Raw genomic sequence first — 14210 nt, forward strand, 5'->3', positions numbered from 1 at the left:
GTTACTTCTCTGTAGCGGGATGCATGAAGCCGGCGCCGTCACGCGCATCGCTGCGGAACTGCGGCGCATCGGCTTCGTTATCGGGATGAATGGCCGTGCGCGTGGGGTCCCAGCGAATGAGGAAGCAGATGATGCTGGCCACCAGCGGTACGACGGAGAGAATCAGGAAAGTGGTTTCGAGCCCATAGCGCGCGCGAAACAGCGGGAATACCAGCAGGCCCAGCGCGGCGCCGATGGCACCCAGCGCGCCGATAACGCCGTTGGCGCCCGCGCGCAGTTCGCTGCGGAACGACAGCGACGACAGGCTCTTGCCATTGGCGCCAGGGCCGCCCGAGTGGAACAGAATGAACAGCGACGGCACGATCACGGCCACCCATGTCGGCATCTTTCCGTTGAACAGGCCAAGAATCAGCAGCATCACGAACACCGCCGCGAAGCCGTACGCGGAAGCACGGCGCAGGCCGAGCTTGCGGCCGATCACCGGTGACAGGAAGCCACCGAAGATGCCGCACACATTGAACACCAGCGCGCCGATCGTGGCATAGACAAAGTCCTTGCCGAACAGCGCCGCGCTGATCAGCGGCAGATACCAGCCAATGCCGAAGTACTGGATCGACTGGCCGATCTGCACGGTGGCCGCCAGGATCGTGCGGGGCAGATAGATGCCACGGAAGATCAGCAGCACGTTGGCAAGACCGCGGCGTGCCATGTTGGTCACCGGTACGCGTTCGGCCAGTGGCGCAGCTTCGAACGGACGACCGTAGATGCGTGTCATGGCCTGCGCGGCGGCTTCGAGGCGCTCTTTGCGCGCAAGCCACGTCGGGCTTTCCACCAGGAACAGTACTTGCAGGATCAGGATGCCGACGCCAAACACGGCCGTGGCCGCCACCGAGTAACGCCAGATCGCGTCACCAACTTGCCACGAGTAGAACAACAACGCGAGCAGCAGGTTCAGGCAGACAGCCGTGTACCACATGCCCTGCCAGGTATTGAGACGGCTCTTGAGCTTCACGGGCGTGAACTCCGCCAATACCGCCATGGCAATGGCGAAGTCGATACCGTACGCGGCGCCGACGAAGAAACGTCCCACGAGAATCGCGTTGAAATCGGGCGCGAATACCACCAGCAAGGCACCCGCGACGGCAAAGACCTTGGCCAGGATCAGCGGTTTGACGCGGCCCCAGCGGTCGGCCATCCAGCCACCCAACGGATTGAACGCAATGGCCACCCACGAGGCGAACGACGTCAGCAATGCCACCTGCGCTGGTTCCAGCTTCAGGTCGCGCGTCATGGGCCCAAGGCCCGCGCTCAGTGCGGAATTGGAGAATGCGTCGAGGAACAGTCCGCCCAGTGCCAGCCACCAGATGATGCCGGCGCGGCCGCGAATGCCTGGACAGGAATCTATGAAGGCGATGACATCATCGATGCCACGTATCTTGATGGCAGAGGTTTGCACGGCGGTCTCCTTGTCGTTGTTCTGTAAGAGGCCGCAGCAAACTGCACGCGCTAAGAGACCATCTTACAGATGGTCTCTTATCTGAATCTGCCACGCGAATGTATGCGCTCCGCCACGTGGTGTCAACCGGGAAAACCCGGTTGTGCCGGGACGGCTCGCGAGAGAAATGGATTACCGGGGGCGCAGGAGGATCTCCCTTGCGCCAGCCCCCACACGAAATCCTGCGACAAGTAATCTTTCAGATCGCGTGTAAAAAGATTGAATTCGCGGGCCGCGTATGGCGTTGCACCATAAGGCATCCCGTGGCGTCGACGGTCCCGTTACCAAATGCGCGTCGCCCACGACTTTCAGTTCCCCGCACGGAAAGAGCCAACCATGGATCGACGCGAATTTCTCATCTCCTCGGCAGCCGGAGCCCTGTCAGCCACCGCTGCCACAGCGGCCGAAGCGCAGCCTGCAGCCCCATCCCATGCACGTGGCGCGCGGGAGCCGCTGGGCGGTCAGCCACCTCAGGGGGCGACCCCCTCTGTCAAGGACTTCGACTACCAGATCAAATACCACCGCGCTTTTGAGGCTGTGCTTTGGAACATGCCCGCGATCGCAATCTATTCGTTCCGTCGGGCGGCATTCACGGATCTCGGCCTCAAAGACAATGACATCATTGCTTACTCAGCGGCGGCAACGCCGAAGCTGGAGGCATTGACCGCCAACAGCTCGACACCCTACATCGCCGCCTATACGGACCTGCGCAAGGGGCCCGCTGTACTGGAAGTGCCAGAGGCCAGTGCAGATGGCAGCCTGTACGGCCAGGTCGTCGACGCGTGGCAATTCACGATTGCGGATGTCGGACCGTCCGGGCTCGACAAGGGCAAGGGCGGCAAGTATCTCTTCACACCACCCGGCTACAAGGGTGCCATCCCGAAGGGCTACATCCACGTTGCCTCACCCAACTACCGAATTGCCCTGGCCTTCCGGTCCGTACGCGCTCCCGGGAAGTCAGTCGAAGATGCCTATCACTACGCGCAGAAGCTGCGCTTGTACTACTACTCCGAGGCCGCGAACCCTCCTCGGCAGCGCTTCGTCGATCCTGCTGACCAGCGCTATGCCACGCTCCCTTTCTACGATGAGCGGCATTTCGAGGACATGCACGAAATTATGAGCGTGGAGCCGGTGAAGGAGCAGGACAAGGTGATGATGGGCATGCTGACGTCCCTGGGCATTGAGAAAGGCAAGCCCTTCACGCCAGACGCTACTGCCAAGCGAGCGATGCGCCAGGCCGCTATCGACGCCTGGTTCTTCCTGCAGCATTGGTTCGACACCGAGATGGTAAAGCGTGTCTACTGGCCAGACCGTCACTATGTTTCTTTGCTACAGAGCGATGCCAACCGAAAGTTCACCTTCACCTATGATGACCGCATCGACCTGATCGAACGCGCCGCCGAGTACTTCTGGTGCACCTATATGCCAAAGGTGCTCACCGATGCACCGGCGACGCAGTATCTGATTGCGCTCTCGGACAAGGACGGCAAGATGCTCGAAGCGGGCAAGCTCTACAAGCTGAACGTCCCGCCAGACATGCCCGTCAAGCAGTTCTGGGCGCTGACCGTCTACGATCGCGCCACTTTCTCGTTCATCTACAGCGACACCAATCGTACAACGCTGTCTTCGTACGATCTCGACAAGATGAAGCGAAACTCCGATGGCGGCGTGACCCTCTACGTGGGACCGAAGCCGCCGGCAGGACTGGAATCGAACTGGATACCGACCGAGGGCAAACGGCCCATGCCCACGATGCGCTTCTATGGTGCGACGGAGGCCCTGAACAAGAAGACCTTCAAGCTGCCGGACTTTGAAGTCGTCAACAGCTAGGTGCCTCAGCCCGATGTCGCCGCACGAGGAACGGGCCGCAGTTGAACTGCGGCCCGTTCACATTCAATCAGCGGCCGGCATTGAACGCCGTTACTTCCCCACGCGATCCATCTGCGGCAATTTCCACGCGCCGGAAATGACCTCCTCCTTCGGTTGATAGATGCGCAGGATCGCGTAGAAGGGGCCGCTCGGCGACGGCAACCAGTTGGTGCCCTCCGCCGGCTTGCGCGGCGACACGGTAACCGAGAAGCTGCCGTCGCCGTTCTTGCGGATGCCCGGCGTATCACTGCCGAACTTGTAGCGGTTCAGCGGATTCTCGATCAGCATCTTGGTCTTGGCGTCGTAGATCGTCAGCGACCAGAAGGCGTTGTTGGGCGGCTCGCCCGAGAACTTGACAACATAGTCATTGGCGCCATCGAGCGGTTTGCTGTCGCTATCCGTATAGCGGATCGGATAGACGGCCTCTTTCTCGCCCTGCCCTCCAAGGTACGGGCCAGCCACGACCGCCCGCAGTGGGTAGTCATACCCGAAGCTGTCCATCCCTCGCACATAGTTCCACCCCTGCCGGACTTGCGAAGCCTGGGACACCGCGGAGACCGGAATGAAGGGGCCATCATTGATGGCGCGAAGCAGGCCCTTGCGCTGATTCTCGGTGAGCTTGCCTGGATCGAATCCCTTGGCCGTCAGGCCGATCCGCGCAAACTGCTCGGCAAGCGCCTTGTCTTCCGTGCGGACGGGGTTGTCCTTCAGGGCTGCGGCCAGCTGACGATAGAAACCAAGCGGATCGCTGCCAATGTCGGGCAGCGGTGCCAGCGTTGCGCTGGGGGCCTGCCAGTTTTTCTGACCCAGCGCCGATAGCGGCCGAAGATCAAAAGCATCCTGGAGCGCGTGGATCTTCTTCATGTCCTCGCCAGCCGATACGCGCATGCGGCCCCAGAGCCAGACCTTGTTCGTCGCCACGTCCAGCCGCTTGACGCCTGCCGGCAGCGTTCCCTTCCATCCGGGTGGCACCAGCGCGTATCGCGCAGCCTTCGTTCCGGTGGAACGGCGGCCAATGTAGTGCTGCAGTTCCTGCCACATATTGAAGACATCCACGACGTAGTAGCGGTTGCCCACCTCCGGGACGGACAGGATGTAAGGCCCGCTGGACAGGTCGACCACCGCGCTCAGGTACGTGGTGTCATTGTTCGCCGTGGGCATGTCCAACGCGGACGGCGTCGCCAGTTCGCGCGCCCAGCCGATGCGGTTCAACGGGGCGCGATAGCTCGTAGCCGGCTTTGGATTGGGTACATCGGTATATTCACGCGCCACGCGTTCCATCCGGACGAGCGGATAGCCCCAGACGTAGGCCGACAGGCCAAGCTGGTAGGCGTCGTATTCCTCACCCTTTGCAACGTTCTCCGGCGTGCCTGCGGTTTCCAGCAGTGGGTCCGGCCAGTCCTTTGCGACGGCCGCCGGCGCGGATGCGCTCGCCACGACGCCTATCACAAGACTCGCCAGAATATTTCGCGCAACGGTCATCGCGTTCTCCATGATTTGGACTTTGCATGAGTGGGGCCAGGTGCGTATCCGCGTCCGCCCGATTCAAGAGGCGCCAATGGACTGGAGCCGGCGCGCGGTGCACTGACATGACGCCGGATATCGTGCAGCAATCCGTTCGGCCGGTGACTACCCGATCAAAGAATTCATATCGGTTCCTGAAACATCTAAAAAGACACAGGAACAGGCGCCGTCCTCACCATGAAAATGGACCACGAGGCCAACAGCCCCCGTGGTCCCGGAAACTCCCCGCCAGCGCCAGCAACGCCCTTGGGGAAGCGGAGAAATCGTTCCCCGTCAGAACTTGTGCCGCACGCCCATGGCCACGCCAAGCATCGAGTTCTGGCCGTTGGCCAACGCGTAGCTTGTCCCCAGCGACAGCGAGGTGGCGTAGACGTTGGCCACCGAATCGAGCGTCAGGCCGGCATTCTTCGCATAGGCCGCCGTCAGGTACACGTCGGTCCGCTTGGAGAATGCGTAGTCGGAAATCAGTGCGATCTGCCACGGATTGGCCAACTGGGTATTGCCGTACAGGTTCTTGAGGTTGTCGTAGTTGTATTCGACCGACAGTGAAATGGCCTGGGTGGCCTGATAGGTCGCGCCCGCCCAGTAGTAGTCGTCGCGCTGGATCAGGTTACCGGCCTGGCCCTTGTTCTGGCCCCAACGGTATCCGCCCATGATCTTGAGTGTCGGGCCGAATGCATAGCTGCCGGCGACCGACGCCTTCTTGACCGTACCGATACCCGAGGCGATCGTGGGATTGAACTGGTCATAGCCCGCCGTCACGGCGAACGGCCCCGTGCCATAGACCAGTGCCGCACCATACGCCGAGTCACGCCGGAACTGCCCAGGCACCTCACCATTGCCGCCGATAGGTGTGGCCACGCCCACCGTCGCCGGCAGGGCCAGGCCGGTGCCGAACGACCAGTGCGCCAGCGCGGTCACCGGGCCGAACTGGCCCGTGTACTTCACCGTGTTGTCCTCACGGAAATTGGCCCCCGCCATAAAGGCGACGGGCTCGTATTGCGTGGCATAGGCCATCGGCACGAAGTTGGCGAGCGCCTCGAACATGGAGGTGTACTGCCGGCCCAACGTCACCTGGCCATATGGCGACGCCAAGCCAACGAAAGCCTGCCGTCCGAACAGACGGCCACCCTGCTGCATCGTGCCCGTATCAAGGTTGAAGCCGCTCTCCAGCACAAACAAGGCGGACGTCCCACCGCCCAGCGCTTCCGTACCGCGTATCCCCAGCGCGATCCGGCATAGCCGCCGGAGTCCATGCGAACCACGTCATGCGACGGCCCCGGATTGAAGCCATTGCCCGCCGTCGGCACGACGCCGACATGGTTGGCATACTCGACGTTCACATCCGCCACGCCATATAGCGTCACGCTCGACTGTGCGTGCGCGCCTCCCGTACCGGCCAGCATCGCTGCCAGCGCAATCATTGACTTCCTCACTCCTGTCTCCCCATTTTTGGGTTGTTGATCGCCGCCGCCCGTTACATCAGACGTGACGGCATTGACGGGCATCTGAATGCCCGGGTGCTACAACTCTTGCCTGACGAGTTGGTTTGATCGGTCCACGTCAGCCTGCGGCCGATCGTGCGCCACGCCCCGAGGTACGGGTTGCCGTTTCCCGTCCGCGCAGCACGCGTAGCGATTTCTCCGGGTTGATCGCCAGGGCGCCCAGGATGCCGCCCACCACCATCAGCGCGCCGCAGAAAGCAAAGCCGGCCTGATAGCCTGCGGCGCCAGCAATGCCCTCGATGAAGAACGCCGATACCAGCGGTGCCAGCACGCCCGCAACGGAAGCGATGGAGTTGTCGATGGCGAGGATGGCGCCACGCTGCGCCCCGGGCGTTACTTCCGCGAGCATGGCGGGGCCCAATGAATAGATCGTCGGGGAAACGCCGACGGCCACGCCGATCAGCGCCACGCGCCAGATCGGCGCAAGGTCCGTCGCCCACAGGGCGATAAACGCGCCCCCTGCCAGCAACAGCGTGGCGGCGGAGAAGAAGCCGCGGGCGGCGCGCGATGTCACACCGCGCTTGAGCATCCGCTGGGCGAGCCAGCAACAGCCGATGACTGTCGGCATGCTGATCGCGACGATCACCGCATACAGGCGCCCCGCCTGGATGCCCGAGTAGCCGAGCCCTCGCTCCAGATAGGCTGGCAGCCATGTCAGCGTCAACGCGAGACCCCAGTAGGCAACGAAATGCAGCAGGAAGCAGGCGATCACGGTGGGATCCGAGAGCAGCCGTGCATAGGGCAAACGGTCTTCAGCTCCCGCGGAAGTCCCGTTGGAGTGCCTTGTATCGATGCGTCCCTCGCGGCCAAGCGCCAGCCACAGCAATGCCCAGATCAGGCCGACAGCAGACAGCACGTAGAAATTCGCCCGCCAGCCCCAATGCAGCGTGATCTGCGGAATCGCAATACCGGCAATCAGCAGCCCAACACTGCCGCCTTGCGAGAAGAACGCCACCGGCACGTTGCGCCGATCGTCGGGAAACCATTTGTAGGCCGCATGCACGGCCACGGGGAACGCCGGACCTTCTGCAATGCCCAGCAGTACGCGCGACAGGATCAGCACGGCCAGGCTCGTCGACATCGCCAGCGGAATCTGGAACACCGACCATGCCAGCGCCATGACCAGCAGCATCGTCGTCGTGGCGACGCGATTGGCCATGAAGCCGCCCGCGATGCCTGCGACGGCAAACACCCAGAAGAAGCTGCTGGCCACAAGCCCGAATTGCGAAGGCGTCAGCTGCAGCGACTCCATCATGGGCACGGCCAGCAGACCGATAACGATCTTGTCCAGGAAGTTCACCACCATGAACAGGAACAGCAGGACCGCCGTTCGCCACGCTCGCGCGGGCTCGTAGATAGGGCTCATGTTGTCTCCGAGATATTAGGTTGGGATGCAGTGGCCGTCTTGACGCGGCCTGTTATCGCTGAATGCGCCCCGATCGCGTGGCACGGATGCCGGGATTGCTGCCGTTTTTTCGGTCCGGATTAGCTACGGGCGGCGTCAAGAATCATGTCGGCCGCCTTCTCGCCGATCATGATTGACGCCGCATTGGTGTTCGACGAGCACATGGTCGGCATGATGGAAGAATCCACAACGCGCAAGCCAGCCACGCCGTGCACGCGGAGCTGACTGTCCACCACGGACATCGGATCGTTGCCCATCTTGCAGGTGCCGATCGGATGCCAGGACGTTTGCCCCGAAGCCTTGATGTAGTCCAGCAGACCCGTGTCATCGCGCACATCGGCCCCGGGCCGGGTCTCGCGCGCCACGTAGCCAGAAAGCCCCTGCTGCTGCGATACCTTGCGCGATAGCCGCAGCGCGTCCAGCATCGCCTGCCTGTCGCCTTCGGTATCGAGATAGCGCGGCTCGATCACGGGCGCCTCATGCGGATCGGTGCTTCGGATATGGAGATGACCGCGCGACTCTGGCCGCAACTGGAAGAAGCCCACCGCGAAACCGGGGAACGGATCGAGTCCGAAGCCCCTTCCGGCGTAGCGGTCGGCGCCGGTCAGGTGGTGAAGCTGGATCTTGACCGCCGGCCGGTCGGGCAAGCCCGGCGTGCGCGCCAGCGCGTGGACTGTCGCCGACGGCGTGGCCATGATGCCGCGCCGGGTCATCAGATAGCGCATGCCCATCCAGCCCTGCCGCAGCGGGCTTCGCACGATCTCGTTGAGCGTGATCGGCTTTGTGCATTCGAATGTGATGCGTGCCTGCAGGTGGTCGATCAGGTTCTCCCCAACACCGGGCAAATGATGGCGTACCGGGATGCCCAGCGCCTGCAGACGCGCCGCGTCACCGATGCCAGAGAGTTCAAGCAGTTGCGGCGACTTGATCGGGCCCGCACTGAGAATGACTTCACACGTCGCCATGGCGCGGCGCTGAATGCCACCTTGCTCGTACTCCACGCCGACGGCACGCTGTCCATCGAAGAGCACGCGCGTCCCGAGCGCCTCCGTCGCGAGCACAAGATTGGCCTGCGGCCTGCCGCGCAGGTAGCCGACGGCCGTGCTGCAACGCCGGCCGCCACCAGTCGACAGTTGCAGGTAGCTCACGCCCTCATAGACCCCACCGTTGTAGTCGCTGGCCGCCGGAATGCCAGCTTGCTGGCACGCCTGCACGAAGGCATCGCTGAGCGGGTTCGGATGGACCTTCGACACCGACGACACGCTGATCGGCCCGCTACGGCCGCGTGACTCGTCCTGGCCGCACGCTGTGTTCTCCAGGCGCTTGAAGTACGGCAGCAGCGACGCGTAATCCCAGCCCTGGTTGCCTAGCGCGGCCCAATGGTCGAACTCGGCGGGTTCACCGCGCACGAAAATCATGCCGTTCACCGAACTCGAGCCACCGGGCAGCCGGCCGCGCGGCCAGTAGATTTTCTGTCCGGCAAGCTGCGGCTGGGCCTCTGTCTGGAAAGGCCAGACGTAGTCAGGGTTGAGCAACAGCTTGGCAACACCGAGCGGCACCGTCACCCAGAAATCCTTGTCGCGCGGTGCACCGGCTTCGAGCAGCAGCACCTTGCCCCGGCCACGCTCGGCAAGGCGGGAGGCCAGCGTCGCGCCGGACGAGCCGGCACCGACCACGATGTAATCGTACGTATCTGCAACCTGGGAAGTCACGTCATCCCCCTTCAATGCGCGGCGTACCAGACGCCGAGTTGCTCCGCCTCGGCGCCCATGCGCTGGAACTGCCGATCCGGCAACTCCGGCTGCGGCTTCTCGGGGCCGAACTGCGGGGCCTCGGGCTCGGTCTTCAACACGACGAATACGGGCCCCTTGGCGTCGAGCAACGCGGGCATCGCCTGACCAAGCGCTTCCGCGTCGCCAAAACTGTGCGCACTCGCGTAGCCGGCGGCGAGCGCCATGGCGCGGAAATCCACGTCATGACCGCCCGGCACGGGAAGGTTGGAGGCACCGGCGAACTGGGCGCCGTTCTGCACCACAAAGTGGATCAGGTTGGTGGCTCCGGCATCGGCGACGGTGACCAGTCCGCCGAGTTGCATCAGCAGGCTGGCGTCGCCATCGACCACGATCACGCCGTGGCCTGGCCGCGCGAGCGCCAGCCCCAGACCGAGACTCGCGGCGCCGCCCATCAGCGGCACCGAACTCAGGCGGCGTTCGGTCACGCCGAGCATGTCGAAGGCGAACATCGCCCCCATCGTCGCCACGATCACGCGCTCGCCGCGCGCCTGTGCGATTGCCTTGCAGGCTTCCACGATTCGCATGTGCTCTCCTTCAATGCCACGCCACGGGGCGTCCGACGATCAGCGCCGCGGCGCCCCGACGGCTCTGCGCCGCGTCATAGGCGGCCGCCACGGCCTCCAGGTCGGAGAGCTGTTCGAGTTGCCAATACGGCACATCAATGGCGTCCAGCAGCGGTTCCAGCAGGTTGACGACGCGCCGGCGCGACTGCGTGCTCGGCTGGCCGAAGTTGTCTGTCTCCCGGCCGAACTGGCCAATCAGGAAGACGGTAGGAATGCGTGCATCGAGCGCCACGGCGCGGATGGTGTTGACGCATGCGTAGAGACCCTGGTTCTGGATCACCACAAGCGGCCGCTTTCCGGCAATCGTCAGGCCGGCCGCCACGCAGACGGCCTGGTCCTCGTTGCACGTACGGACCAGCTCCATCCCGCCTTCGCCGCGCTCCACGGCCTGATGCAGTGCAAGCTGGACGAAATCCGGCACTGTGACAAAATGGCTGACGCCCGCCCCCCGCAATGCGGCAAGATAAGCGGATGCGCCGATGCCAAGATCCTCGGCCATTGCTGTCTCCTGGATATTTATGAATGTGCCGGCGATTCTAGGAACGCGCCCCTCCGAAATCTGTAAAAAACATGACAGAATCCGTTCGGCCCTCGCACCGCGCCCTCGCCTCCGCCGTACTGAATCGCACAGGCTGGTTCAGCACCTGCAGGCCGGAAACACTAGAAACGCTGCTGGAGGAAGGACAGGTCCAAGTGCTGAAGCGCGGTGAGGTCCTGACCCGCCGGGGAGAGCCGGTGGGGCACCTCTGCCTGATCGTCGATGGCGTGCTGGAAGTCAGCGCCACCACACAGACCGGCAAGCGGCATGTGGCGCGCTATCTGGAGCCGGGCCAGTTGATGAACCTGATCCCGGTGCTGGATGAGCAAGGTGCCATCCATGACGCCGTGGCTCACGAAGAGACCGTTGTCCTGCTGCTCGGCAAGACGTTGGTCCAGCGCACCCTGGCCAGCGAGCCCGGGCTGGCGCTGGCGCTCATGCGACTGCTTTGCCTGCGCTCCCGCCTCACATACCTGAATCTTGCCGAGAGTTCGCTAGCCACGCTGCGCGCGCGCTGTGCGCGTACGTTGCTCCATATGGTTGACCCGTACGGCATGCCACGGACAGACGGGGTGTCGATTTCCCTGAAGCTGTCCCAGGATGAATTTGCCGACATGGTGGGCCGCTCGCGGCCCATCGTGAACAAGGAACTCAAGCAACTCGAACGCGACGGCATCATCCGCATCACCTATTCGCATTTCCTGATTCTCGACTTGGCGGCGTTGAGCGCGATCGCTACAGAAATGTGAGAGCGGCTTCCAGCGATAGCGATGGATCGCGAGTGACTGAATTCAGCGGCGGAACCGCCATTCCGTGACCTGCTTGCGAACGGCGGCGACGGGTTGCGGAGCGCGGGCTCGACAGGCGCTTTCCGGCCAGCCCCTGTCGCTCAAGACAGCCCATTCCACGGACCGAAATCGGCTCTACTTCAGCCTTCCATCTGTCGCCATGCGTAGTCGAGCCGGGCCGGTGAATAAGAAAGAACTCGCTGGGAATGGCGAGCCTTGTCTGCGCTACCAGTGCTCGAGTCCAGAAGCGATCTCACGTGACACTCAATGTGCGACGGTGGCTGCTGCATGACCATCCAGTCGCGAGCAATGTTCGATAGCTTCAATCGTCGCTCGCCGAAGGCGGTCGCCCGTAGAGATCTTCGACGCGGCGGGCGCTGCTGCCGCACTTGCCTCTCTGGCAATACGTGCCGATCTTGCCAGCAGCGCATCGGCGTCGAACCGGTGGTGCCTCCCGAACTGCGCATGCTTTTGCGTGAGGCGGGCCAACTGGTCACGCATCCAAACGTCGCCGCGATCGGCGAATGCACCTGGCTGGATCAAACGAATGGACATGACGGACTCCCCTTGCGTCCAGCCAAAGGCCGGTGACGCGCCTGACTCGTGGAAGCGAGACGTTGTATGTCTCGCCTGGAACGAAGAGTAGTGATCCGCCTTCGATGGCGCTCTCTGTTTCTTGCGCTAGAAAATGCTCAACCCCTTGCGGTGCCATTTTTAACTTCAGCAGGAACACCAAAGTCAGATCAAGGCGGTAGTCGCCACGCGCACTGCACTACAAAAAAATCCTCGAGTTGCGCGGCGCGTGTCGTAGAACCCCTCCGAACTTCGTCGCAAGAACCGGAGTTTTGAATCGCGACACGTTGTCTACGCTTTCGCTCAGATCATCGAGCGGTTTCGTTGATCTTCCGAAACTATCTATGAGGATTCCAAATGAGCAAAGAAGACGACAACAAGGCCGTCGTCGGCCGGTGGTTCACAGAATTCTGGGGGAAGACTCCCAATCTTGCGGTCATCGACGAAATCGCCGCTCCCGACATGCTGCTTCACTATTCGCTGCATGAGCCCCGTCGCGGCCGCGCGGACATCAGGGCGTTCATGACCGACTTCCGCAAGGCGTTCCCCGACCTCAACTTCTGGGGCACTGCCGACCTGATCGCGGAAGGCGACTACGTGATTGGCCAATGGGAAGGTGGTGGCACGCACACCGGCCCGGCGCACGATGACTTCCTGATCGGTGGCCTGCCTGCTGCAACTGGACGCAAGATGCACTTCACCGGCACCACGGTACTGAAGGTGATCGACGGCAAGATCGTGGAGGAGCGCGGACTGGACGATGGCGTTACCGCGCTGACGCAACTCGGTCTCATCAAGGCCACCACAAAGAACGGCGACGCTTGATGAGCACTCAATGAGGCATGTCGTTCCGCGCCTGTCTGGTGCGGAACGACACTCCCAATCGGCACAAGTAGGCCCGCAATGCTTGCGGGCCTACTTCATTTGCGAGCACGTATTCTATTTGCGCGATCTTCCGAATTACACCGCAGGAAACGGAGCGTAGTGAATCAAGTTCGGCAGTACATTTGGATTACCTTCGCTTTGTGAGGCGGGCGGCATTCCATCAACACCAGCCTCTCATGGCTGGCGCTCTTGTTTGCTTTACCCCTACTTCGATGGATCTGCACCATGACTAAGACTGCAAGCCCCGACCCTGTTGCGCAATCACTGCTGGCTTGGGTGACGGCGGTGAAGCAGGGCTTACCGCCGCAGGATGTCTCCACGTCGCGCCTTGATGGAATGCGACTTGAAGACTTCGTGTTGCGTCTTCTCGATTTGGACATCGAGCAGGCCGCGAGATTGGATGTCCTGGCGGATTCCGGCTCACCATTCGAGCGAAGCCCGATACGCTTCTACGAAACGTTGCAGCAGGCTATTCCATGACACCCGAGGCCTACGACTGGATAAGCATCGGGAGTTCGCTCGATGCTTATGGAAACGCCGTGCTGCCTGGCCTTCTTACGGTGGAGCAATGCGATGCACTCGCGGCACTCTACCCCAATGAGAAAGGCTACCGCACACGGATCGTCATGGCTCGTCATGGATTCGGGCGCGGCGAGTACAAGTACTTCGCTTATCCGTTACCGCCGCTGCTCGAACAGCTACGCCACGCGCTGTACCGCCGGCTAGCGCCGATTGCCAATCGCTGGAATCTGCAGTTGGGCATCGACGTGCAATACCCGGATGATCTGGCCGCCTTCCTGCAGCGGTGCCACCAGGCGGGCCAGACCCGGCCGACACCGCTGATCCTTCAGTACGGTGAGGGCGACTACAACTGTCTTCACCAGGACCTATACGGCGAGCACGTTTTCCCGCTGCAGGTGGCCATCCTGCTGTCGGAGCCCGGCAAGGATTTCGCTGGCGGCGAGTTCGTCATGACAGAGCGTTCCACAAAAGGCCAGCGCGCGGATGTGGTTTTGCTGCGTAAGGGTGACGCGGTGGCATTCACCGTGAATCAACGGCCTGCGATGGGACGGGGTGGCGCTCGCAAAGTCTCCATGCGGCATGGCGTCAGCCGCATTCTCAGGGGCAAGCGTCACACTGTGGGGCTGATCTTTCACGATGCGAGGTGAGCATGGAAACGCTCGAACTCTTTGAGGGAACAGCGGAGCACCACCGCCTCGGTCCTGCCGCAGTGGTGCTACGCGGCTTCGCGCTGCCTTATGTGCCAGATCT

Annotated in this window: 12 protein-coding genes and 1 pseudogene; 5 read left to right on the top strand and 8 right to left on the bottom strand. The window is 62.5% G+C overall.

Annotation, left to right across the window (positions count from 1 at the left end; all coding sequences use genetic code 11):
• Position 1: 1 nt before the first annotated feature.
• A complete protein-coding gene (locus K6G35_RS17810) occupies positions 2-1456 on the bottom strand; it encodes an MFS transporter (RefSeq protein ID WP_008641247.1) in 1455 nt (484 codons plus the stop codon).
• A gap of 375 nt (positions 1457-1831) precedes the next feature.
• Between K6G35_RS17810 and K6G35_RS17815 the strand changes: the two genes are divergently transcribed.
• Positions 1832-3325 carry a DUF1254 domain-containing protein gene (locus K6G35_RS17815; RefSeq protein WP_008641246.1) on the top strand — a complete coding sequence of 498 codons (1494 nt, stop codon included), beginning with the start codon at positions 1832-1834 and terminating at the stop codon, positions 3323-3325.
• Between the two features lie 90 nt (positions 3326-3415).
• On the opposite strand, the gene K6G35_RS17820 is transcribed toward K6G35_RS17815, so the two are convergent.
• From K6G35_RS17820 to K6G35_RS17845, 6 genes and pseudogenes are all read right to left on the bottom strand, one after another.
• Positions 3416-4846 (bottom strand): DUF1254 domain-containing protein, encoded by a 1431-nt coding sequence (locus K6G35_RS17820; RefSeq protein ID WP_495676826.1) that lies wholly within the window; start codon positions 4844-4846, stop codon positions 3416-3418.
• Positions 4847-5161: 315 nt separating this feature from the next.
• Positions 5162-6312, bottom strand: a pseudogene (locus tag K6G35_RS17825) (porin).
• A gap of 139 nt (positions 6313-6451) precedes the next feature.
• Positions 6452-7759: an MFS transporter gene (locus K6G35_RS17830; protein WP_008641243.1), complete on the bottom strand. Its 1308-nt coding sequence runs from the start codon at positions 7757-7759 to the stop codon at positions 6452-6454.
• A gap of 119 nt (positions 7760-7878) precedes the next feature.
• Positions 7879-9525, bottom strand: a complete 1647-nt coding sequence (locus K6G35_RS17835) for a GMC family oxidoreductase (protein ID WP_431797521.1) — start codon at positions 9523-9525, stop codon at positions 7879-7881.
• On the bottom strand, positions 9522-10115 hold the full coding sequence (locus tag K6G35_RS17840) for a thiamine pyrophosphate-dependent enzyme (RefSeq protein ID WP_008641241.1): 594 nt from the start codon (positions 10113-10115) through the stop codon (positions 9522-9524). Before K6G35_RS17840 ends, K6G35_RS17835 begins: the two co-directional genes overlap by 4 nt.
• A gap of 10 nt (positions 10116-10125) precedes the next feature.
• Positions 10126-10653: a thiamine pyrophosphate-binding protein gene (locus K6G35_RS17845; protein WP_035880839.1), complete on the bottom strand. Its 528-nt coding sequence runs from the start codon at positions 10651-10653 to the stop codon at positions 10126-10128.
• A gap of 71 nt (positions 10654-10724) precedes the next feature.
• Between K6G35_RS17845 and K6G35_RS17850 the strand changes: the two genes are divergently transcribed.
• Positions 10725-11441, top strand: a complete 717-nt coding sequence (locus K6G35_RS17850) for a Crp/Fnr family transcriptional regulator (RefSeq protein ID WP_008641239.1) — start codon at positions 10725-10727, stop codon at positions 11439-11441.
• Positions 11442-11744: 303 nt separating this feature from the next.
• On the opposite strand, the gene K6G35_RS17855 is transcribed toward K6G35_RS17850, so the two are convergent.
• Complete coding sequence (locus K6G35_RS17855; RefSeq protein ID WP_035880837.1) at positions 11745-12035, bottom strand: hypothetical protein; 291 nt, start codon at positions 12033-12035, stop codon at positions 11745-11747.
• A 375-nt stretch (positions 12036-12410) separates the two neighbouring features.
• Between K6G35_RS17855 and K6G35_RS17860 the strand changes: the two genes are divergently transcribed.
• The 3 genes from K6G35_RS17860 (at position 12411) to K6G35_RS17870 (ending at position 14107) form a co-directional block, all read left to right on the top strand.
• Complete coding sequence (locus tag K6G35_RS17860) at positions 12411-12878, top strand: ester cyclase (RefSeq protein ID WP_035880835.1); 468 nt, start codon at positions 12411-12413, stop codon at positions 12876-12878.
• A 285-nt stretch (positions 12879-13163) separates the two neighbouring features.
• On the top strand, positions 13164-13418 hold the full coding sequence (locus tag K6G35_RS17865; protein WP_008641236.1) for a hypothetical protein: 255 nt from the start codon (positions 13164-13166) through the stop codon (positions 13416-13418).
• Positions 13415-14107, top strand: coding sequence for a 2OG-Fe(II) oxygenase (locus tag K6G35_RS17870; RefSeq protein ID WP_035880830.1), 693 nt, complete (start codon positions 13415-13417; stop codon positions 14105-14107). The genes K6G35_RS17865 and K6G35_RS17870 overlap by 4 nt, the downstream gene beginning before the upstream one ends.
• Positions 14108-14210: the final 103 nt, after the last annotated feature.

The sequence above is a fragment of the Cupriavidus sp. HY129 genome, from assembly GCF_059492215.1.

What these genes read in the sequence shown, in the direction of transcription:
- K6G35_RS17815 (WP_008641246.1), top strand. Translation starts at nt 1,832, where the DNA reads ATGGATCGACGCGAATTTCTCATCTCCTCGGCAGCCGGAGCCCTGTCA.
- K6G35_RS17820 (WP_495676826.1), bottom strand. Translation starts at nt 4,846, where the DNA reads ATGACCGTTGCGCGAAATATTCTGGCGAGTCTTGTGATAGGCGTCGTG.
- K6G35_RS17830 (WP_008641243.1), bottom strand. Translation starts at nt 7,759, where the DNA reads ATGAGCCCTATCTACGAGCCCGCGCGAGCGTGGCGAACGGCGGTCCTG.
- K6G35_RS17840 (WP_008641241.1), bottom strand. Translation starts at nt 10,115, where the DNA reads ATGCGAATCGTGGAAGCCTGCAAGGCAATCGCACAGGCGCGCGGCGAG.
- K6G35_RS17845 (WP_035880839.1), bottom strand. Translation starts at nt 10,653, where the DNA reads ATGGCCGAGGATCTTGGCATCGGCGCATCCGCTTATCTTGCCGCATTG.
- K6G35_RS17850 (WP_008641239.1), top strand. Translation starts at nt 10,725, where the DNA reads ATGACAGAATCCGTTCGGCCCTCGCACCGCGCCCTCGCCTCCGCCGTA.
- K6G35_RS17855 (WP_035880837.1), bottom strand. Translation starts at nt 12,035, where the DNA reads ATGTCCATTCGTTTGATCCAGCCAGGTGCATTCGCCGATCGCGGCGAC.
- K6G35_RS17860 (WP_035880835.1), top strand. Translation starts at nt 12,411, where the DNA reads ATGAGCAAAGAAGACGACAACAAGGCCGTCGTCGGCCGGTGGTTCACA.
- K6G35_RS17865 (WP_008641236.1), top strand. Translation starts at nt 13,164, where the DNA reads ATGACTAAGACTGCAAGCCCCGACCCTGTTGCGCAATCACTGCTGGCT.
- K6G35_RS17870 (WP_035880830.1), top strand. Translation starts at nt 13,415, where the DNA reads ATGACACCCGAGGCCTACGACTGGATAAGCATCGGGAGTTCGCTCGAT.